The 20,526-nt window shown below is 63.6% G+C and carries 16 protein-coding genes and 1 pseudogene; 7 read left to right on the forward strand and 10 right to left on the reverse strand.

Annotation, left to right across the window (positions count from 1 at the left end; translation table 11 throughout):
• Window positions 1-130 precede the first annotated feature (130 nt).
• Together AC57BR_RS08515 and AC57BR_RS08520 are read left to right on the forward strand one after the other, a co-directional pair.
• Complete coding sequence (locus tag AC57BR_RS08515) at window positions 131-1,330, forward strand: allantoate amidohydrolase (protein ID WP_496359460.1); 1,200 nt, start codon at window positions 131-133, stop codon at window positions 1,328-1,330.
• On the forward strand, window positions 1,327-2,694 hold the full coding sequence (locus AC57BR_RS08520; protein WP_496359462.1) for a formimidoylglutamate deiminase: 1,368 nt from the start codon (window positions 1,327-1,329) through the stop codon (window positions 2,692-2,694). The genes AC57BR_RS08515 and AC57BR_RS08520 overlap by 4 nt, the downstream gene beginning before the upstream one ends.
• 100 nt (window positions 2,695-2,794) lie before the next feature.
• On the opposite strand, the gene trxA is transcribed toward AC57BR_RS08520, so the two are convergent.
• Genes trxA through dnaK form a run of 6 tightly spaced genes read right to left on the reverse strand, consistent with a single transcriptional unit; the run spans window position 2,795 to window position 9,541 of the window.
• Entirely contained in the window at window positions 2,795-3,223 is a 429-nt protein-coding gene (trxA, locus tag AC57BR_RS08525; RefSeq protein WP_496359464.1) for a thioredoxin, read from the reverse strand.
• A complete protein-coding gene (gene clpB, locus AC57BR_RS08530) occupies window positions 3,220-5,856 on the reverse strand; it encodes an ATP-dependent chaperone ClpB (RefSeq protein WP_496359466.1) in 2,637 nt (878 codons plus the stop codon). Before clpB ends, trxA begins: the two co-directional genes overlap by 4 nt.
• Window positions 5,853-6,167 carry a chaperone modulator CbpM gene (locus tag AC57BR_RS08535; protein ID WP_496359468.1) on the reverse strand — a complete coding sequence of 105 codons (315 nt, stop codon included), beginning with the start codon at window positions 6,165-6,167 and terminating at the stop codon, window positions 5,853-5,855. The genes clpB and AC57BR_RS08535 overlap by 4 nt, the downstream gene beginning before the upstream one ends.
• Complete coding sequence (locus AC57BR_RS08540; protein WP_496359471.1) at window positions 6,164-7,099, reverse strand: DnaJ C-terminal domain-containing protein; 936 nt, start codon at window positions 7,097-7,099, stop codon at window positions 6,164-6,166. The genes AC57BR_RS08535 and AC57BR_RS08540 overlap by 4 nt, the downstream gene beginning before the upstream one ends.
• The gene (locus AC57BR_RS08545) at window positions 7,092-7,634 is read right to left on the reverse strand and encodes a nucleotide exchange factor GrpE (RefSeq protein ID WP_496359473.1); all 543 of its coding nucleotides are present in this window, start codon (window positions 7,632-7,634) and stop codon (window positions 7,092-7,094) included. Before AC57BR_RS08545 ends, AC57BR_RS08540 begins: the two co-directional genes overlap by 8 nt.
• Window positions 7,635-7,642: 8 nt before the next feature.
• On the reverse strand, window positions 7,643-9,541 hold the full coding sequence (gene dnaK / locus AC57BR_RS08550) for a molecular chaperone DnaK (RefSeq protein ID WP_496359475.1): 1,899 nt from the start codon (window positions 9,539-9,541) through the stop codon (window positions 7,643-7,645).
• Window positions 9,542-10,262: 721 nt separating this feature from the next.
• On the opposite strand from dnaK, the gene AC57BR_RS08555 reads away from it, so the two are divergent.
• The 5 genes from AC57BR_RS08555 to AC57BR_RS08575 all read left to right on the forward strand — a co-directional run bounded on the left by AC57BR_RS08555 (window position 10,263) and on the right by AC57BR_RS08575 (window position 15,449).
• On the forward strand, window positions 10,263-11,537 hold the full coding sequence (locus AC57BR_RS08555; protein WP_496359477.1) for a PucR family transcriptional regulator: 1,275 nt from the start codon (window positions 10,263-10,265) through the stop codon (window positions 11,535-11,537).
• A 348-nt stretch (window positions 11,538-11,885) separates the two neighbouring features.
• Window positions 11,886-12,755: a S1C family serine protease gene (locus tag AC57BR_RS08560; protein WP_496359480.1), complete on the forward strand. Its 870-nt coding sequence runs from the start codon at window positions 11,886-11,888 to the stop codon at window positions 12,753-12,755.
• Window positions 12,756-12,822: 67 nt separating this feature from the next.
• Entirely contained in the window at window positions 12,823-13,395 is a 573-nt protein-coding gene (locus tag AC57BR_RS08565; RefSeq protein WP_496359482.1) for an HdeD family acid-resistance protein, read from the forward strand.
• A 38-nt stretch (window positions 13,396-13,433) separates the two neighbouring features.
• A complete protein-coding gene (locus AC57BR_RS08570; protein ID WP_496359484.1) occupies window positions 13,434-13,697 on the forward strand; it encodes a UBP-type zinc finger domain-containing protein in 264 nt (87 codons plus the stop codon).
• Window positions 13,698-13,721: 24 nt separating this feature from the next.
• Window positions 13,722-15,449 (forward strand): FAD-dependent oxidoreductase, encoded by a 1,728-nt coding sequence (locus AC57BR_RS08575; RefSeq protein WP_496359486.1) that lies wholly within the window; start codon window positions 13,722-13,724, stop codon window positions 15,447-15,449.
• Window positions 15,450-15,525: 76 nt separating this feature from the next.
• Here the strand turns inward: AC57BR_RS08575 and AC57BR_RS08580 are convergent, their stop codons facing one another.
• From AC57BR_RS08580 to AC57BR_RS08595, 4 genes and pseudogenes are all read right to left on the reverse strand, one after another.
• Window positions 15,526-15,747 (reverse strand): hypothetical protein, encoded by a 222-nt coding sequence (locus AC57BR_RS08580; protein WP_496359487.1) that lies wholly within the window; start codon window positions 15,745-15,747, stop codon window positions 15,526-15,528.
• A gap of 755 nt (window positions 15,748-16,502) precedes the next feature.
• Entirely contained in the window at window positions 16,503-17,558 is a 1,056-nt protein-coding gene (locus AC57BR_RS08585; protein WP_496359489.1) for a helix-turn-helix domain-containing protein, read from the reverse strand.
• A gap of 727 nt (window positions 17,559-18,285) precedes the next feature.
• Complete coding sequence (locus AC57BR_RS08590; protein WP_496359491.1) at window positions 18,286-19,188, reverse strand: TerC family protein; 903 nt, start codon at window positions 19,186-19,188, stop codon at window positions 18,286-18,288.
• Window positions 19,189-19,525: 337 nt separating this feature from the next.
• Window positions 19,526-19,854 (reverse strand): annotated as a pseudogene (locus AC57BR_RS08595) (glutathione-dependent formaldehyde dehydrogenase); the annotation flags it as partial.
• Window positions 19,855-20,526 lie beyond the last annotated feature (672 nt).

Consider the following 20,526-nt stretch of genomic DNA (forward strand, 5'->3'; position numbering starts at 1 on the left):
CCGTGCGCAACGGTCCCGTTTCGGCCATGTTGCGGGCGCGTTAATTGTCCGGGATCCTTCCCGCCAGTCCTTGTCATACAGTGGAAAGTGGTTTTTACTTGGTGGCAGTTCGTACTACTCGGAGGTTCATTTGGAAACCGTCAATCAGCTCCTTGACTCGATCAAGGACGTGGGCCGTGATGCGGTCCGCGGAGGCTATTCCCGGGCCGTCTATTCGACGGCGGAACTCGACCTGAGGGCGTGGTTCATCGAACAGGCGCTCCAGCGTGGCCTCGCCGTCGACACCGACCGCAACGGCATCATCTGGGCGTGGTGGGGCAAGCCCCAGGATGGCGCACTGGTCACGGGAAGCCATCTCGATTCAGTACCCGGCGGCGGCGCCTTCGACGGCCCGCTCGGCGTCGCATCGGCACTAACCGCCGTCGACATCCTTATGGCCCGCGGAATAGTGCCGAACCGGTCTCTGGCCATCACCGTGTTCCCCGAAGAGGAAGGCTCCCGTTTCGGTGTGGCCTGTCTCGGATCCCGCCTTCTCACGGGGGCCATCGACGTCGACAAGGCCCGGAACCTGCGCGACGGTGACGGCAACACGTTTGCGGACGTCGCCCGGTTGAACGGCCTCGATCCCCGGCATGTCGGTCCGGATCCCCAGGCCCTGGCCCGGATTGGCGACTTTGTCGAACTGCACGTGGAGCAGGGCAAGGGCCTGGGCACGGGAGGCCCGGCCATCGCCGTCGGAAGTTCCATCCTGGGGCACGGCCGCTGGAAGCTGAGCATCAGCGGACAGGGCAACCACGCCGGCACCACCCTGATGGCGGACCGCGCGGATCCGATGGTCGCAGCGGCGCAGATCATCGTCGCCGTGCGCGACGCCGCCGCAGCTCAGCCGGATGCGCGTGCCACGGTAGGACGCCTGCTGCCGGTGCCCGGCGGAACCAATGTCATTGCCTCGCGCGTGGACATCTGGCTCGATGCCCGGCATCCCGACGACGCCGTGACCGCCCGGCTGATCGAATCGATATACGCTGCCGCCCAGCAGATAGCGGCAGGCGAGGGGTGCTCCATTTCCCTCATCGAGGAGTCCTACAGCGACACTGTCCATTTCGATCCCGGCCTGACCCGGCGGATCAGCGGGATCCTGCCCGGCGCTCCGCTGCTGGCGACCGGTGCCGGCCACGACGCCGGCGTGCTCGCCGCCTATGTGCCATCTGCGATGCTCTTCGTCCGCAATCCCAGCGGCATCTCGCATTCCCCCGAAGAGTATGTCGCCGACGAGGACGCCAACACCGGCGCCGAGGCCCTGGCGGATGTCTTGGAGGGCCTCCTGTGACCGGGTTCTGGTGCGAGTCAGCAGTGGTGGGCGGCCATGGTGTCCCGCGCGAAGCCGACGGCGGTCCCGCCGTACTCGAGTCGGTGCGGCTGGATGTACGGGACGGCCGCATTGCAACACTGACACGGGGTGCGGAAGCGCAGCCCGGCGACCACATTTTGAAGGGGGTCGTCTTTCCGGCTGCCGCCAACGCCCACTCCCACGCTTTCCACAGGATCCTGCGTGGACGGACGCATGACGGACGCGGTGATTTTTGGGTGTGGCGGGAGCAGATGTACCGGAGCGCGGCCGAGCTGACGCCAGAGACCTACGAAAAGCTCGCCAGTGCGGTGTTTGCGGAAATGGTGGTTGCCGGCTTCAGCAGCGTGGCGGAGTTCCACTATGTCCACCACCGGCCGGGCGGCGCCCGCTACGCGGAACCGCATGCCATGGAGCTGGCCCTGGCCCGGGCAGCAATGGCGGCCGGCATACGCCTGACCCTCCTGGACACGCTGTATCTGGCAGGAGGGATCGGTGCGCCGCTGAGTCCCGAACAGTCGCGGTTCGGCGATGCCACCGTCCAGTCCTGGCTGGAGAGGCTCGCGTCGCTTCGAACAGAAGTGGCGCGAGGCTTTCCAGCGGAAATGATCAGTGTGGGGGCCGCCCTTCATTCCGTGCGTGGCGTCCCAGATAAGGACCTGGCGGTGGTGGCCGAGCAGCTGCCCGAGGATATGCCCCTTCACATCCACCTCAGCGAACAGCCTGCTGAGAACGAGGCCTGCCTAGCGGCCTACGGAGTCACCCCTGCGGGCCTTCTGGAGCGGCACGGCCTGATGTCAGGGCGGCTCTCGGCCGTCCATTCCACACACCTGACACCCGGCGACATCGCATTGCTGGGCAACGCCGCTGCAACGGTGGTGATGTGCCCCAGCACCGAGGCGGACCTCGCCGACGGGATCGGCCCGGCACGCGCACTTTCCGACGCAGGAGCCGCAATCGCGCTAGGCACGGACCAGCATGCCGTGATCGACCCCTGGATCGAAATGCGAATGTTGGAACACGGGGAACGGCTCGGCTCCGGCCAGCGCGGCAGGTTCTCCCCGCAGGAACTGCTGCAGGCCGCTACAGGCGGTGCCGCCCGATCCATGGCAACGCCCATCGCTCCATCGGCCCTGGCGGTCGGCTCCGTCTGCGACCTGATGGCCGTGGGTCCCGATTCAACCCGAACCGCTGGATCCAAGCCCCTGCAGTTTCCATTCAGCGCCACGGCCAGCGACGTAACCGACGTCGTCATTGCGGGAAAAATGGTGGCTTCAAACGGCGTCCACTTGCGGCTTGGCACACCGGGCATACTTCTCACAGACGCGCTGAAAGAGTTCTCCTGAGAGCGAGGCCCGGGAACGTAATTGGCCGGTTTCGCATTAACCCGCAGACAGCGTGAGGGTCGCTGGCCGGAACCGCCCGCCGTCGTCCGCTGTTCTTGTGCTACTTCGTGAGCGCCCCCTCCAGCCACGACCTCAGCGCGGGGGCGGGAGCTGCGCCGGCCTGCCTCGCGACGATCTTGCCGTCGACGATGATCATCAACGTCGGCACTGCCTGTATGGCGAATCTGGCGGAGAGATTCGGTGAGTGGTCGACGTCGACCTTTACAAGTTTGATTTGTCCCGCGCGTTCGTGAGCCAACTCGTCCAACACAGGGCTGACCATCCGGCAGGGTCCGCACCACACCGCCCAAAAGTCCACCAGTACCGGAACGCCGGACCGTTCGGCGATCTCGCCGAAGTCGTCGTCGCCTGCCTCAACAACCCAGGGAAGCTCCCGGTGGCAATTCCCGCAGCGTGGCCGGCCGTCGGCGACGGCCGGCACGCGGTTGGATTTGCCGCAATGGGGACATTTGATGATGGCCTTGTTCATGCTGTTCCGGCCCCTTCCAGCTCCATCGTGCTGTAGTCAACCACTAGTTCCCCTCCGGATGCGGTCACCGTGACCACTCCGCCTTCCGCGATGCTGCCACGCAGCAGGGCCCGGCCCACTTGCGTTTCCACCACATGGGAAATGTAGCGGCGCAGGGGGCGGGCTCCGTAGACCGGATCGAAGCCTCGTTCGGCTATCAGAAGGCGCGCCTCCTCGGTCAGGTGCAGCTCTATTTGCTGCTCGGCCAGCCGCTGCCGCAGCTGCTGGAACTGCAGATCAACGATGCGCTCGATTTGCGGCAGTCCCAGGGGTGCGAACAGGACCGTGTCGTCCACGCGGTTGAGGAACTCGGGGCGGAAGTGCGCCCGGAGCTCGCCCATCACCATGCCGCGCGCCTCCTCGGTGATCGCCCCGCCTTCGGCCGAACCCTCCAGAAGATACTGGGAGCCGATATTGGAAGTCATGATGATGACGGTGTTGCGGAAATCGACGGTGCGGCCCTGCGAGTCCGTAATCCTTCCGTCGTCGAGTACCTGTAGCAAGGTGTTGAAAATGTCCGGGTGGGCCTTTTCCACCTCATCGAACAGCACCACCGAGTACGGCTTCCGGCGTACCGCTTCCGTGAGCTGTCCTCCTTCGTCGTAGCCGATGTAGCCAGGAGGAGCCCCCAGCAGGCGGCTCACGGTGTGGCGCTCCTGGTACTCACTCATGTCCAGCCGGACCATTGCGTTCTCGCTGTCGAAAAGCGCCGCAGCCAGAGCCTTTGCAAGCTCGGTCTTCCCGACGCCGGTCGGGCCGAGGAAGATGAAGGAGCCGATGGGCCGGCGGGGATCCCGGATACCGGAGCGGGCGCGGATGATGGCGTCCGACACCGCGCTAATTGCTTCTTCCTGCCCAACGACGCGGGCGCGCAGGATTTCATCCAGGTGCAGGACTTTTTCACGTTCGCCCTGCTTCAGCCGTGCGACCGGTATGCCTGTCCACGCCGCGACGATGTCGGCGATCTCGTCCTCCGTCACCACCTCGCGGAGCAGGCGTTTTTCACCCTGTTTCGCGGTCAGCCGGTCCTCCTCGGAGGCCAGCCGCCGCTCGAGGTCGGCAAGTCTGCCGTAGCGTAGCTCAGCCGCCCGGTTGAGGTCGTAATTCCGCTCGGCTTCCTCGGCCTCCTGCCGCAGCCGCTCCAGTTCACTGCGGATTTCCTGCAGTTTGTGGATCGCCTGGCGCTCGGCTTCCCATTGGGCCCTCTTCGCGTCGGCCTCAGCCCGCAGGTCCGCCAATTCACGCCTCAGCTCCTCGAGCCGGGTCTTGCTGGCCGGATCGGTCTCCTTGGAGAGTGCTGCCTCTTCTATTTCGAGCCGTGTGACTTTCCGTGTGAGCTCATCCAGTTCCGCCGGCATCGAATCAATTTCCGTCCGCAGCCTGGCGCACGCCTCATCCACAAGGTCAATGGCCTTGTCCGGAAGGAACCGGTCAGTGATGTACCGGTGGGAAAGGGTGGCCGCAGCCACCAGAGCACTGTCCTGGATCCGGACGCCGTGGAAGACCTCAAGCCGCTCCCGCAGGCCGCGAAGAATGGAAATGGCGTCCTCGACGTCGGGCTCGTCAACTGTGACGGGCTGGAACCGGCGTTCCAAAGCCGCATCCGACTCAATGTGCTTGCGGTATTCGTCGAGGGTGGTGGCGCCGATCATGTGCAGTTCCCCGCGGGCCAGCATTGGCTTGAGCATGTTCCCAGCGTCCATGGACCCCTCGGACGCGCCCGCTCCGACGACGGTGTGCAGCTCGTCGACGAAGAGCAGGATCCTGCCTTCTGCCGCCAGCACCTCGGCGAGTACCGCCTTCAGCCGCTCCTCGAACTCGCCGCGGTACTTGGCACCCGCGACGAGGGCGCTCATGTCGAGCGAGAAGATGGTTTTGTTCTTCAGCCCTTCCGGCACATCCTGCCGGACGATCCGTTGGGCCAGTCCCTCCACAATGGCGGTCTTGCCGACTCCGGGCTCCCCGATAAGCACCGGGTTGTTTTTGGTCTTGCGGGAAAGTATCTGGACGACCCGCCGGATTTCCGCGTCGCGGCCGATGACCGGGTCCAGCTTTCCGGTGCGGGCGTCCGCCACCAGATCGCGGCCGTACTTCTCCAGTGCTTCGTAGGTCTGCTCCGGTGTTGCCGAGGTGACGCGCTGATTTCCCCGCACTTGTGTCAGTACCGACAGGAATGCCTCGCGGGTGATCCGGTGGTCAGCCAGCACTCTTCCGGCGGCAGTGGACCGTCCTTCCTCCGCCAAGGCAACCAGCAGGTGCTCCACCGAGACGTACTCGTCTTTGAGTCGCCTGGCTTCACGTTCGGCGGTGTCCAGGAGTGCGCCCAGCCTGCGGCTCACATACACCTGACCCGGTGCCGCGCCGGGGCCCGTGACCTTTGGCTTGCGCCTCAGCTCGGCTTCGACAGCAACCCTCAGCTCATCCACATCCACCTGCATGCCCACCAGCAGGCGCGGAACAAGGCCATCTTCCTGCTCCAGCAGGGCCAGCAGCAGGTGTTCGCCGTCGGTCTCAGTGTGCCCATTGCGTTGGGCGATCCGTTGAGCCTCTGCCAAGGCCTCCTGCGACTTTTGCGTCAAACTCTCCATGTTCATCGTGAAGTTGTCCCTTCCACCTGCGTGATTTCAACCAGTCGTCGTTCAAGCGAGTCGACCCGCACCAGCAGATCGAGTACCAGCGGGATTGCCGCGTAGTTCAGCGACAGCTCCGAATGAAGTCTCATGACGCGGGCTATGAGCTCCGGGGCTCGAGGGCTGAACCAGGGTCCCCCCGAAGCATCGCCCAGCGGCCGGATCAGATCCAGGTCGACGAACCGCATGACGACGTCGGGGTGGACGCCGCTGCTGCGTGCCACCGCCTCGAGATTCAGGCGCCATGGATAGGCGAGCGGATACTCTCGGCTCATAGAAGCCCCTCCCTCGGGTGAAAGTCGGACATGACCGCAAGCTGCTCGTATAGCTTGCGCACCTCATTGCTCAGCCGCGGGGGCACCATGACGCGGATCTCGGCGTAGAGGTTCCCCGGCTGTCCTTTCGGGTCGGGCATGCCCTGGCCGCGAAGCCGTAGTCTGCGCCCGCTGGAAGATCCTTCGGGAACCGTGATGGTGACCGGTCCCGCAGGCGCGTTGACCTTGATCTTGGCCCCGAGTGCTGCTTCCGACGGCGTGACGGGAAGGTCGAAGTGAATGTCCCGGCCCTTGAGCCGGTATCTGGCGTCCGGCTGGATGCGTACGGTCAGGAACAGATCCCCCGGCGAACCCCCGTCGCGGCCGGCGGCGCCCTCCCCTGCGAGGCGGATGCGCTGGCCGTCCAGCACACCGGGGGGCACGTCGACGTCGTAATTCCGGGTTTCGCCGCCCGGCTGGGCCAGGCGGACGGTGCGCCGTCCGCCACGGATTGCCTCTTCGAGGGTCAGCCGAAGCTCGGCTTCGTGGTCCGCCCCCTGGGCCGGGCCTGCTCCCTGCTGACGGATCCAGCCCCCGAGCAAGTCCTCCCAATCGACGTCGCCACCCATATTGACATTGACGTTGCCGTATCCGCCCCGTCCCGGCCGCGGGCCTGGCCGGGGGCCGCCGGGCCCCCATCGCGGAGTGCCTCCGGCCGGACCGGCACCGCTGTACTGTCGGAAATCAGCGCCGAAACGGTCGTAGCGTGCTTTCGTTTCGGGATCGGAAAGAGTGCTGTAGGCCTCGCCGATTTCCTTGAACCGGTCAGCGGCGTCCGGATCGCGATTGACGTCCGGATGATATTTTCGCGCCAGCTTGCGGTAGGCGCGCTGGATCTCGTCGGCGTCCGCCGTCCGGGAGAGGCCGAGAACGGAATATGGGTCCTTAGCCACGGTCAGAGTTCACCGCCCGGCTCACAACGACGGCGGCTGGCCTGAGGGTGGTGTCCGTGCCGCCGTAGCCCGGACGCAGTACGGTCAGCACCGTCCCGGGGGGAGCCTCGTCGGTTTCCGAGACACTGACCACCTCGTGAATCCGAGGGTCGAAGGGGACGTTCTCGGCGTCGATCCGCGGGTAGCCCAGGCGGGCCAGGGTATCGATGGCCTGGGTCCGAATGGCGGCTACGCCATCAACAAGCGGGTCCCCGGCCGACGGGGCGTGAGCCAAGGCCAGTTCCAGATTGTCGAGGACGGGCAGCCACGCCAAAGAGACCGCTGCGCGCTCCTGCGCCCTTAGCTGTGCGGCGTCCCGGGCGGCGCGCTTTCGAACATTGTCGGCATCAGCCAGCGCACGCCGCCACAAATCCTCCATTTTGGCCAGTGCGTCCGCTTGTGCCACCGCGTCGGTTTCCCTCTCATTGGGTGCGGCGGCCTCTGCCTCGTCACCTCCTGGATGGGACTGTCCAGTCGGCCCTGCCTGGTCGGTCATGGCCGTTCCTAGCCACGATCGAATTCTGCATCCACGATGTCATCCTCATCTACATCGTTGGACGCTGCGGGCTGAGATGAGGATCCCTGACCCGCCCCTGCGGTGGCCGCGGAGGCAGCCGAGGCGCTCAGCGCCGACTGCAGCTGCTGAAGCTCGGAAATCAGTTCCCTCGCGGTACCAACGTCTGCCTGGTTGCTGACGGCGTCGCGCGCCTGACCAACCAGCAGTTCCGCTCGGGCCTTGTCGTGCACCGGGACTGCGTCACCTAGCTCATTCACGGCCCGCTCAACGCGGTAGGCCACCGCATCGAGTTCGTTGAGGGTGTCGATCCGCTCCCGGTTCTGCAGGTCCTCGCTTCTGTGGGACTCAGCCTCGGCAATCATGCGCTCGACTTCCTTGGAGTCGAGGTTGGAGCCTTCGCTGATGGTGATGCCCTGTTCCTTGCCCGTGTCCTTGTCGCGGGCAGTGACGTTCAGAATGCCGTTGGCGTCGACGTCGAACGTGACCTCGATCTGCGGTTCTCCCCGGGGCGCCGGCCGGATATCGGTCAGCTGGAACCGGCCCAGCACCCGGTTATCCGCCGCCAGTTCCCGCTCCCCCTGCAAGACCACCACGTCCACGGCAGGCTGGTTATCGTCCGCGGTCGAGAACACCTCGCTGCGCCTGGCGGGAATGGTCGTGTTGCGCTCGATGATCTTTGTCATCACACCGCCGCGTGTCTCGACACCCAGGGAAAGTGGCACAACGTCCAGGAGCAGGACGTCCGAGACCTCCCCTTTAAGCACGCCGGCCTGGATCGCCGCACCGATAGCCACTACTTCGTCCGGATTGACGCTCATGTTGGGATCTTTGCCGCCGGTCAGACGCCGGACGAGGTTCTGTACCGCGGGAATACGGGTCGAGCCGCCGACCAAAATCACTTCATCGATGTCATTGGCCGTAACCTTGGCGTCCGTCATCGCCTGCTTGACCGGATCCATGGTGCGTTCCACCAGGTCATGGGTGATGTCTTCAAAAACGGAGCGCCGAACGGTGGTCGTCAGATGCTTCGGACCGGTGGCGTCGGCAGTGATGAAGGGAAGGTTGACCTGAGTCTGGGTCACAGAACTCAGCTCGACCTTCGCTTTCTCGGCCGCCTCAAACAGCCGTTGCAACGCCTGGGCGTCCGACCGGAGGTCGATGCCCTCCTGCTTCTGGAAGTCGTCGGCCAGGTAATCGACAAGGCGGCGGTCAAAATCGTCTCCGCCGAGGTGCGTGTCACCCGCCGTGGAGCGGACCTCCACAACCCCGTCCCCCACGTCCAGCAGGCTCACGTCAAAGGTTCCGCCCCCAAGGTCGAAAACCAAAACCGTCTCATGCTGACGTTTATCGATGCCGTAGGCCAGGGCCGCTGCAGTCGGTTCGTTGATGATACGCAGGACTTCCAGCCCGGCAATCCTGCCCGCGTCCTTGGTCGCGGTGCGCTGTGCGTCGTTGAAGTACGCGGGGACCGTGATGACGGCCTCTGTCACTTTTTCGCCCAGCTGCTTCGCAGCGTCGTCCACTAGCTTGCGGAGAACAAGCGCGCTCACCTCTTCGGGTGCTACTTTCTTGCCCTGAACCTGAAAACGTGCCACGCCGTTGTCGTCCGCTACGACGTCGAAACTCACGGCCTTGGCCTCATCCGTGATCTCGTCATAGTGTCGGCCGATAAACCGCTTGGCCGACGTGATGGTTCCCTTGGGGTTGAGAATCGCCTGCCGGCGGGCCAGTTGCCCCACAAGCCGTTCCCCATTGTCCGTGTACGCCACAACCGAGGGCGTGGTCCGGGCTCCCTCTGCGTTCGGTATAACGCGGGCTTCCCCGCCTTCCCAGACGGCGATCACCGAGTTGGTTGTTCCAAGATCAATTCCTACTGCTTTGGCCATGACTCACTCCGGTCCTAGAGGGCGCGACCGGTCCTGTGGCGACGTCCGCCCGAGATTGCACCGCATGATTCCACACCCTTTCCTGATGGGCCGCGAGGCTCAAAGGGCGGTCATGGGGCCTTATAGGGTTGAGTCTGCCCCTTGGACGGGAGCGACGGCATGACCCTCCGGGGTCCAAATATGCTCCAGGGAATTGACCTATCAGGATAGGGTCTACCGGCGTATTCTCAAAGAGGCTGGGATTATTCGGGATCCGCCGCCACCCATCTTGCCCACGAACGAGTCCCTCAGCTGTGTACAGAGACTGCAGGTCAAGCAAATGTTCGATCGACAAAGGGCCGAGGAGATTCTCAGCGAGGCCGTACAATCTGTTTCTGCACTGGAATTCTGCCAGGTAGCGGCTAGCTATGTTGTGGTGGACGGTCACCTGCTTCCGAGCCCGAACCGGGCGCCCACGACCCAGGACCACGATGTCCACCAGCTCCAAGGCAGGGATGCCGCACTCCCCACCAAAGGCCCAGGGTGGCGATACGCGCTCTCCACCTTCGGCGACAGCGGGGAACTGAACGGATGCCTTGTCCTGTATGCCGGCACAGCTCCGAGTCCGGTCCAGATGATCGAGCTACGCGCAAAGGCCCGAGCAACTGCCCCCGGCCCGGCTGAGGAAACTGCAGGAGCACACGAGCACGAGCATACGACCCTGCTCTCCAATGCCCGTGACATGGACGATCGCCTGCGTATCCTCACGGCAACGGTACTGCAGCTCGAAGCCCGAACGTTGATCCAGAACGCCCTGGATGGCACTCTCACCGCCCCCCTCGGACAACTGACGTCCCGGGAGTCCCTTTTGGCGGAAGTGCTGTCAGTGCTGACGGGACGCCCGGTCTGCATTGAGGACGGGTTCGGCAATATCCGCGCCGCGGCCGGTACTAAATCCGGGCGTCCCTACCCCCGGCCCAGCGCGGCCGACAGGACGCGGACGGCGCAGCTCTGGCTGGCCTCCGGCTTGCCGGTCCAAGAACCCCGAGGGCTCGTGGCGCTGGTTCTGCCGGACAGGGACGTGCTCGGGGCAATGTCCTTGCTCGAGAACGGCAGGCCCTACACGGCCGACGATGTCTTCGCTTTGAAGTATGGAACGCGGCTCTTGCAGGTCGAGTTGTCGCACCGCCGCAGCATTGCCCAGCTGGAACTGAAACTGGGGCGCGACCTGGTGTATGAACTGGTGTCGGGAATGGATGAAGAGACCGCAGCCGTGCGTGCCGAGGCGTTGGGATATGACATCACGGGTCCGCAGCACGTCATCGTCGCTCAGTGGCAGCCGCCAAGAACGGACGATACGGTCACGGTCGCCCTGCGCAGGACGCTGCGGGAACTCCAGACGCCTGCGCTCGTTTCACGGCGTTCGGACATAACACTTGCCGTGGCTACGGGAGATCCGCTCGATACAAAGCTCTTTACCGTTGCGGCAAGGACTCTACGCAGCGCCACCGGAGCCGTGGGCATCGGAGGTCCGAGCCGCGATGTCACCCAGCTCCCACGCTCTTACGCGGAGGCCCTGCGTGCGCTGCACATCCGGGTACATTCCATCGATCCCTACGGGCTCACGCGCTACGACCAACTGGGGATCTACCGCATCCTCGACATGCCAGGCAGCGAAACTGACCTCTCCGGCTACGTCGAGGAGTGGCTAGGTGCGCTGCAGAGCAACGATGCCCGCCGGGGATCTGATCTGGTGCACACCTTGGCGCAGTATCTGGATCACGGCGGCAACTACGACGACACGGCCGACAGCCTTGCCATTCACCGGAGCACATTGCGATACCGGCTGAAGTCCATACGGCAGATCACGGGTTTTGACCTTGCTGACCCCGAGACCCGCCTCAACCTGCACGTTGCCACGCGTGCCTGGCGCCTGCGTCCACGCGGCCGCTCTGAGCCGTTGCACGGCTCAGATCAAGCGCGAAGCGGAAGCGCGCACCCGCTGCCTCGGATTTGACCTGGGGGACCCAAATCCCGGCGGTTTTTAGGCGTCCCGGGGCCATGCGGGCGCGATGGCGGCGGAGGAGACTCGAACTGATACATGCCGCCGTAGACAGCCAGAGAAGGCAGCGGGAATCCAATGAGTATGAGCAGACCAGCGGCCGCCGAGGGCAAGGCCTCGCTCCCTACCCCAGGACGCAGGAGGGCGTGGACCGCCATTCTCGGCGCGGGGCTACTCATATTCGCGTCAGCGTGCACAGGGTCGCCTCCGGCTCCGGCATCCCAGTCGGCCAGCGTTGGGGGTTCCAGTTCCACAGGGGACCTTTCAGCCGTTCCTGGGATCGTTAGAGAAGTCGAGCCCTCTGTGGTCACGATCCAGACATCAGGCGGCATCGGCAGCGGAGTGGTCTACCGCAGCGACGGCACCATCGTCACGGACGCCCACGTGGTGGAGGACCAGGACAAGAAGCCGTTCAAGAGCGTCCGGATCCACTTCGCGGACGGATCTCAGGCGGTGGCCACCGTCGTCGGCGTTGACAACCCGACCGATGTGGCAGTGGTGAAGGCTGACCGGGGCAATCTTCCCGCCGCCAAGTTCTCGACGACGCTTCCCGAAGTTGGACAGCTGGCGGTTGTTATTGGCAGTCCGCTGGGGCTGGAGCAGACCGTCACGGCGGGCATCGTTTCCGCACTTCACCGGAATATGCCACCGTCAGAGGGATCGCCGCAGGGGCTTATCGACCTTATCCAGACGGACGCGCCCATCTCCCCGGGCAATTCCGGTGGAGCCGTGGTCAACAGCAGCTCGGAGATCATCGGGCTCTCAGAAGCGTATCTGCCGCCCAGTTCGGGCGCCGTGTCGATCGGGTTCGTAACCCCCGCGGCGACCGTGATCGACGTAGCAGACCAGATACTGAAGAGCGGGGTGGCCGCGCACGCGGTCCTTGGGATTATTCCGACCGACATCTCTCCTGAGGTCGCAAGCCGCTTTGGCCTGCCCATAACGTCAGGCGCGCTGGTCATCGAAGTTGTCCGGGGAGGACCGGCAGCCAAAGCGGGGCTGCAACCAGGAGACATCATCACCCAGTTCGACGGGCAGAAGATCGCCAGTGTGACCGACCTCCTGGCCGCAATCCGCAAGAAAGAGCCGGGGCAGCAGTCCGACGTCGAGTTCCAGCGCGGGCAAGACACAAAATCCTCGAAAGTCACGCTGGGGAGCACTGCAAAGGACTAGACCCTGTTCGAAGGCCCCGGGCCAGCAAGTTTACGAATGAACCATTTCCAGAAACAGAGGTCTGGCTATGTCTGACACACTGGCACAACAATTGTTTAAGGGATCAGGAACTGCGCTGATTATCCGGGGCGTTGCGGCCGTTCTGTTCGGCATTTTAGTTGTCGTTTGGCCCGGCGTGTCCGTACTCGCACTGGTGATCCTCTTCGGAATCTACGCTGTCTTTGACGGCGTCACCAACATCGTGCACTACGTCACGCGCAAGAGGCGCCGGTCCGTCTGGCAACTGGTAGGCGGCATCATCTCCGTGCTCGCGGGTCTCGTCGCGTTCGTCTGGCCGGGCATCACCGCCCTGTCGCTCGCGCTCGTAATAGGCGTGTGGGCGGTTATTCTCGGTATCTCCCAGATGGCTCTCGCCTTTGAAGTCAAAAGGACCGTCGGGCTGTGGTGGCTCTGGCTGGTCACAGGCATCGTCACCACTCTTTTCGGCCTCTTCCTGGTCACCTTTCCCGGCCCAGGGATCCTGAGCCTCCTGGGTCTGCTCTCGTCCTTCGCAATTCTGTTCGGAATACTTCTGATCGTTTCCGGAGCCGGACTGCGCAGGCTGGGCGGAAGCCCCGATACAAGGCTCTCGATGGGCTAAAAGCCTGCCGACGGGGCCGGACCGACATAGGAGCCACCATGATTCCTGGAATTCATGATCCGCATCTGGCGCGTATTCGTCCGGTTCGGGTGCGCACACCGCAGGGTTGCGAGGAATGCCTGTCTTTGGGCACTGCCTGGGTTCATTTGCGTTTGTGTCTCACCTGCGGCCATGTCGGGTGTTGTGACTCCTCCCCGATGCGGCACGCCCGGGCTCACGCCACCGAGTTGCATCCAATCGTTCGTTCGCTGGAGCCCGGCGAGGATTGGCGCTGGTGCTATCCCCATGAGACATTCGTCTAGGATTCCGGCAGGCGCGGCCAACTGATGGAACCTGCCGCACGCTCGACGCTGACCGAGACGCCGGATGACTTCGGCGCCTATCCACGGCTCGGCCAGGCCCAGATCGAATTGTTAGGCCGTGCCGGCACCCGGAGGGCTACTCGAGCCGGTGAAATCCTCATACCCGAGGGAAACTTCGACACTGACTTCTTCGTCATACTGCAAGGCACGGTACTGGTCGTGGAGGGGCTGCGGGCCGCCGGTGGCAGACAGCCTGCTGCACCGGGCCCCGGCACGCGGATCCTCGAAGTTCACGGTCCCGGACGCTTCCTCGGGGAATTGGGCCTGGTCGAGGGGCAACCGGCCTTCGTCAGCACTGTGACCGCCGAGGCGGGTGAAGTGCTCCAGATCCGCGGGGACGACCTGCGCCGTGTGGTTCTGACGGACGCCGCGGTGGGCGAGACCATCTTGCGGGCATATCTGCAGCGCCGAATCCAGCTGATCAGCGCGGGCGCGGGCATCCGCATCGTTGGATCCCGCTTCAGCCGTGACACGCTTCGCCTCTTGGAATTTGCAGCCGCCAACCGCCTGCCTCACCGGCTGGTCGACCTGGAGGAGGACGAGCAGACGCAGGCGATCCTGAACCGGGCCGGGATCCTCGCGGGTGACCTGCCCGTCGTGGTACTAAACGCCTCGCAGGTCCTCCGAAACCCGTCCACCACAGATCTGGCCCTCGCCATGGGCCTGCGGACGGTGAAAGAGCATTCGGGCTCGTACGATCTCATGGTGATCGGGGCCGGCCCGGCCGGCCTGGCGGCCGCGGTTTACGCGGCGTCCGACGGGTTGTCGGTCGTCCTCAAAGAAGCCCTTGCAATAGGTGGGCAGGCCGCCACATCGCCGCGGATCGAGAACTTCCTGGGCTTTCCCGCCGGAATCTCCGGCGGGGAACTCACTGAAAGAGCGATCCTTCAGGCCCGAAAGTTCAGAGTCCAGATCAACGTCGCCTGCCGGGCACGCACCATCGTGTTCAGGGAAGGCGAGTTCCGCGCCGAGTTCAACGAGAGCGGCCCGGCCGTGTCACGGGCCGCGCTGCTTGCCACCGGAGTGCGTTACCGCCGATTGCCAGTACCCCGGCTGGAGGAATTCGAGGGGATCAGTGTCTTTTACGCCGCCACTGTCCATGAGGCCAGGCTCTGCGGACTGCAGCCCGTGGCCGTCGTCGGGGGTGGAAACTCCGCGGCGCAGGCCGCGCTTTTCCTGGCCGGAACGGGAGCACCGGTGCGGCTGGTGGTGCGCGGGGCAGACCTCCGCGCGGACATGTCGAGGTACCTCGCGGAACGGATTGAAGAGCACCCGGGCATAGAGGTGCTGCTGGGGGCCAACATCGTGGGTGTAGACGGCTCAGACGCCCTTGAACGGATCGTCGTCGATCTGGCAGCCACGAGTGAACAACGCACCTTCGACTCCCGGTACCTCTTCATTTTCATCGGCGCCAAGCCCCACACAGAATGGCTGCAGGGTACGCTCGCCCTGGATGACCACGGCTTTGTTCTCACCGGGGCTGATCTCGAGGAGCTTCCTCCTGAGTTCAGCCATCTGGGCCGCAGCCGGCTGCCCTTGGAAACCAGCGTCCCCGGCATTTTCGCGGCCGGTGATGTTCGGCATGGATCGGTGAAACGCGTAACGGCTGCCGCCGGTGAAGGCTCAACGGCAGTGGCAATGATCCACGAGCACCTGCGCCTCCTTCGGGATGGGCCGGCCAGTGCGCGTTAGGCGGGGCCAGGATAGCGTCCGATCCCTTCTCTTGTGGTGGCAGCCGGCGAAAAATTCCGCCCCCGCAGCTCGGTTGTCACGCACGCCCAGACCAGCTGTCGCGACTCGGGGCCGAGGCGACGATATTTACGACGTCACTCTCATGTACAAGGCGCCTGCCCGCTCCATTGTCGAGCCAGATCCAGAACGATGAACCATCGGGCATCCACTCATCAATGACGCCACTCCCAATTTGGTGGCCGTGGCTGAACAGATCCACATGGCTTCCCTCCGGAATGAACTCAAATGCAGCTGTCATTGATTCAGGATATTGGCTTCCAGTCATGGGCGAGGGGTCCCCATCTCGCACGATTCCCGCGTCACTCCGTAGGGCACACCGGCGCTCATGGCCACGCTGAAGGACCCAGCGGAATGCCGCGTTACGAGGATGCCATGCCTGCCCTCTGCTATGGCTCGCCGTTGGAGTAACTCGACAGCCTTTCCCAGGTCCTCGTCGATCAACCGCGGCTTGTCCCCCGTGACTTGATAGACATGCCCGGTCTCCGTGGCCGTGATCATTCTGCCGTTCCGCTCTCTCTCGTGCTGGGGACTCGCCGCCTTGATGTCCGCCTCAATGCGATCCCTTATGGAACCGCGGCTTAATAGTCGCCGGGCGCATGCCCAAATTCAGCGCAACGACAGATTGACCCCGATGAGAGGGAAATACTGTGGTTCCCGTTCCGGCTTCCACCATCGGCGGCTCTCTAAAAGCCTACGGCTGGTGACGCCGGGAGCAACTGGCGACAGCTTTCAGTTCGTGCAATCTTTGAGCCTCAATGAGGCCTCTCGTGCAAAGCATTGGCCAAACCAGCGGGTCATCTGTGCCTGCCCCCTGGGGCGTGACTCGTTTCGCAAGTATCTAATGGGTGTGGCGAAGGCTGGATGGGCCAAGATATGACCCGGACTGGTCGGATGAGGAACGTCAGGCGCAGTTATCGGGCCCACTGTTTCGTGCAGGGGACTTCGCGCAGCAGTCGCGGGCAGTGCCGCCGGGCAAGATGCCAGGCACTCGCCCTAAGTCCCGATCAGTTTCCTGAGCTCATGCGCGCGGCTTCGCAGTGCTTCGGGGTTCTCCTGCACGTCCCTGAGAGAGGAGCCAGTTGACTCTTTGACCGCACGCCGCATGGCCTGCAGGGTCTTGAATCCGCTGGCGTATGCTATGCCTGCCAGGGAACGCCTCCTGGAGTTGGGGTCCGCGAGGAGTTCCAGTGCCTCCAGTGTCCTGAGCGCGCGGATGTACCCGTTCACGGGCAGCTCTTCATCGTCAAAGAGGTAGTAGAGGGCGCGGCGGGAAAGGAACGAGTAAGCCACCACCGCGTCCACATCAAGGTCTTGGTTTCTGTAGTTCCTGTGCATGAACTTCTTGACCGCCGCGAGACGCGCCGGTTTAAGGTCGCCGGCCGCGCCGGGGGCCTCCAGCAGGGAACTGGTCAGGGCCGCCATCATGGATCGGACGACCGGCTCGAGCCGGTGCACCTCCCGCTCGATACCCGTCCGCTGCCAGTCCGACAACCAGGGAAGAAGCAATCCCCGGACCAGCGGGTTTTCCCGGATATCGGCCATTCCCTGCAGTCGTTTCACCGACTTTTCGTCCAGGCCAAGCAGGCTACAGTCGATGTTGATCTGCACCGTGCCCAACCCGGCATGCGCACTGAAGCCCCCGCCGGAGGAAAGATCCAGAAATCTCACCGTGCCAGGAGAGATCACTTCTGAGCGTCCTGAGAAGTTGAATTCGGCCGATGAGGTTTTGAAATGGACAAGCCTGATGTCCCCGGAACATGAATCCCGGTTCCAGTAGCCAGCCACTGGCTCGTTCACGAGCTCGACAATGCTGAAACCAGAACCACCCAGGCTTGAAGCGGTTGGATTAAAATTGCGATGCACTGAGTTTTCGACTTTTTCCAGCCGCATGGGAGTATCAACTGCACTGCCATACCACGTGCGCCAGTGTTCAAATCGTTCCTCCGGAGTCAACCCGGCCGGAACGCCATAACGCCGGATCTGCCCACTCGGTGGTTCACCCGCACCCAGCCCGCCAGTATCATGGCCGGCGGCAGAGATGTATCCCATGGAACCTTCTCGCTGTTAAGAACGAAAACCCAGCTTCAATCTGCACGGACAGCCTGTCCCCTTTACTTCCCCGGGGACTTTCTATTCGGTAGTTCCTCCCGGCAGGCATTTGGGGGGCATACCTGCCGAGAGGGCCACAGAAAAGCTATCAGACAGTTCGCCTCCAAACAATTCGCCCCCTAACGAAAGCCGCGCGCGGCTTTCGACCCTTTCCCAGACTGAAGAACCTTTCCGCCTGAGCGACAGCCTTGCGTCGCTTTAGCTGTCGTTTCCCGCACGCCATCACCGCCTACCGGCCAGTTCTCAAGGACCTTGATCTGACCCACCGCGGTTCCTGGCTCTGCTGGTCCTCTGAGAAGGCTCCGGTTCGGTCAAAGAATTCAGCCAGTCCCCGAGTGCTCGGACCAGCAACACTTTCGCCCCTGCTCACGAGACTCAAAGCGTCCGGCTACGAGCGGTCCCTTGCTGTGGGTCTGACCCTGCAGGAATGGTGCTCGGCGCGAAAGCTGAGGCCGTTTCCGTAGCGATGCGGGTTCCAGGCAGTGTGTCTTGCTCGCCAAATGACCCGCGGGCTACGCGAAACGCGTCCCCGTCTTCCTTGACAACCCCCTGGTCTGAGGGGCGGTTCAGACATGGGAGTGATGTGCCCCCTGCCGGCAGCTCACCTCCCAGCTCCCGATGCCCCGTATAGCTCTGGCGGCTGGAAGATGGTATCTCCGGGTTCGGCTTATCCGAGGCCGGCGGGTTCCTGGTGGCCGTCGCCGTCGACGGTCCGGCCGGTGACGGGTTTGCGGGAGAGGCAGACCGCCCCGGCTTCGGGTCCGGTTGACGTGGCGGCGGCGATGGCGTCGTGGTCATCGGCTTTGGAGTAGGCGTGGCGGAGATGAACCGGTTCGATGGTTTCCCCAGCGAGTTTTTCCTGGCGTCGTTTGTAGGTCAGATTCAGGGCTTCGACGATGATGGCGAAGGCCATTGGGCCGTAGATCAGGGCCTTGTCGATCTTGACCTCGAAGCCGTCGGCGATGAGGAAGGATCCGATCAGCACCAGGAAGGCCAGGGCCAGCATTTTCACCGTAGGGTGCCGGTTGACGAAGGCGAAGATGAACTTCGACGAGAACAGCATGACGCTGAAGGACAGCAGGACCGCGGTGACTATGACCAGGAGGTTATCGACCATGCCGACGGCGGTGATCACCGAATCGAAGGAAAACACCATATCCAGCAGGATGATTTGGGTCAGCACGGCACCGAACGTCACGCTGGTTACCCGGCCCGGGCCGTGTGACTCGCGCCCTTCGAGTTTTTCGTGGATCTCGGTGACTGCTTTGTAGACCAGGAACAGGCCGCCGAAAATCAGGATCAGGTCCCTGCCTGAATAGCCCTGGCCGAAGAGCTCGAACAGGTCGCTGGTGAGCGTGATGATCCAGGATGCCGCGAACAGCAGCACTATCCGCATCAGCATCCCCAGGGTCAGACCGAGGTTGCGGGCCTTGGCCTGTTGCTCCACGGGCAGCTTGCTGGCCAGGATCGAGATGAATATGACGTTGTCCACGCCCAGGACAATCTCGAGAACGAACAGGGTCACGAAGGCGATGGCCAGGTCAGGGGTCAGTTCAAATGCTAAGTCCACTTACGAAGTGTAACGGCCACTCCTGCGCTGGCGACGGAATTCGACGAAGAAGACCACTGCAGTCGCGGAGGCCTGCGGCCACAGTAGCGGGCAAGACAGGATCAAGGAGTTTGCGGGGGCGAGCCAGGGTTCTGGCGACGGCGTACAGGCCCGCGCCGGCGAGGATCCAGGGCCCGCAGCTATGGCCGGGGAGATCCACTGGTGGGCGGGGTCCGCGCGTTTCCTGGACTGGATGCCGTGCCGGTAGGCGAACTTCCGCATCATTCCGGAAAGGCCGGCGGGCGGAGTGGAGGTACCGAAGACTAGGGTCAGGATTTTGTGCTCAACGGACCGTTCCCAGGGGGATGCGGTGCGTGACAACGTCGCCGGGTTTTAGGTAGCCGTTGCGGACGTACTCGAAGAGCCGCGGCCATTGGCGCTTGACCGGGCACTGGTTCATCCGCAGCGTCAGGCCGTTGTTCTTGGCGTCGCCGAAGTTCACGGCACTGAACATCGGGCCGTAGGCCCCCATCACGGACACGGTTCCGCCCTTGCCGACGGAGTCGATGGCCCAGTTAAGCGCCACGGGGACCCACCCTGCAGCTTCAGCTGCGAGGACATGACGTGCTGGATGAGGTTGCCGTCCGCTTCTGCCCCCACGGCGTCGATCGCTACCTCCGCGCCCAGGTAATGGCAGTTGGAATACAACCCCGGCGAGCAGAAATAGCACGAGCCGCAATAGATGTTGAACGGAACCTTCACCCGGTCCCTGGGCTTCAGGTTCTGCACCGAGTTGCCATCCCGCCATACTCCGCCGTCAATGGGATCAGCTTGTTCTTACCGACGACCGTCGATCTTTGCGCTGTTCTATTCACGAGCTACAGCCAAGGACCGGGTGGTGATCGCTTGCCCGGGCACCCCGGTTCGGACCCTCTTCGGCGGGTCTCGCTGCGGGGCGCCTCTAATGGCGATGCCGAAGGGATCACCCCAAGTACTGCGACTCTGGCCACAAAGCGTTCCATCCCGCTGGCTCTGGGGTCCACGCGCCTTGCATGGAATGATGCTTTGACTGCGAAGGTCTGCACCCATCGAAGTTGCTAACGCTTCTTCGCGTCGTGAAGAGCCCTAGACTTTTCAACGTTCCCGGTTCCACCCCGCCATCTCCCCCATATCGGCGGGGTGGGATCTTCAACGACCAGGCGCGCCGCCTCGGCACCAGGGGGTCGTGGGCGGTTTTCTGTCCTTGGAGGAAGGCGTAGGACAAAACGACCCTGGAGTAATTCAAGAAGCCGCTCGCATTCAGGAGGATCCGGACATCACATCCATGATCGAGCCAGGGCGCCCGCCGGCTGTCTGGAG

The sequence above is a fragment of the Arthrobacter sp. BGA-UO-ETr-C19 genome (genome assembly GCF_059568005.1).

Coding starts and splice junctions, on each gene's coding strand:
- AC57BR_RS08535 (WP_496359468.1), bottom strand. CDS start 6,167: ATGAGCCGAGAGTATCCGCTCGCCTATCCATGGCGCCTGAATCTCGAG.
- AC57BR_RS08575 (WP_496359486.1), top strand. CDS start 13,722: ATGGAACCTGCCGCACGCTCGACGCTGACCGAGACGCCGGATGACTTC.
- AC57BR_RS08545 (WP_496359473.1), bottom strand. CDS start 7,634: ATGACCGACCAGGCAGGGCCGACTGGACAGTCCCATCCAGGAGGTGAC.
- trxA (WP_496359464.1), bottom strand. CDS start 3,223: ATGAACAAGGCCATCATCAAATGTCCCCATTGCGGCAAATCCAACCGC.
- clpB (WP_496359466.1), bottom strand. CDS start 5,856: ATGAACATGGAGAGTTTGACGCAAAAGTCGCAGGAGGCCTTGGCAGAG.
- dnaK (WP_496359475.1), bottom strand. CDS start 9,541: ATGGCCAAAGCAGTAGGAATTGATCTTGGAACAACCAACTCGGTGATC.
- AC57BR_RS08570 (WP_496359484.1), top strand. CDS start 13,434: ATGATTCCTGGAATTCATGATCCGCATCTGGCGCGTATTCGTCCGGTT.
- AC57BR_RS08565 (WP_496359482.1), top strand. CDS start 12,823: ATGTCTGACACACTGGCACAACAATTGTTTAAGGGATCAGGAACTGCG.
- AC57BR_RS08580 (WP_496359487.1), bottom strand. CDS start 15,747: ATGACAGCTGCATTTGAGTTCATTCCGGAGGGAAGCCATGTGGATCTG.
- AC57BR_RS08555 (WP_496359477.1), top strand. CDS start 10,263: ATGGACGATCGCCTGCGTATCCTCACGGCAACGGTACTGCAGCTCGAA.
- AC57BR_RS08585 (WP_496359489.1), bottom strand. CDS start 17,558: ATGGGATACATCTCTGCCGCCGGCCATGATACTGGCGGGCTGGGTGCG.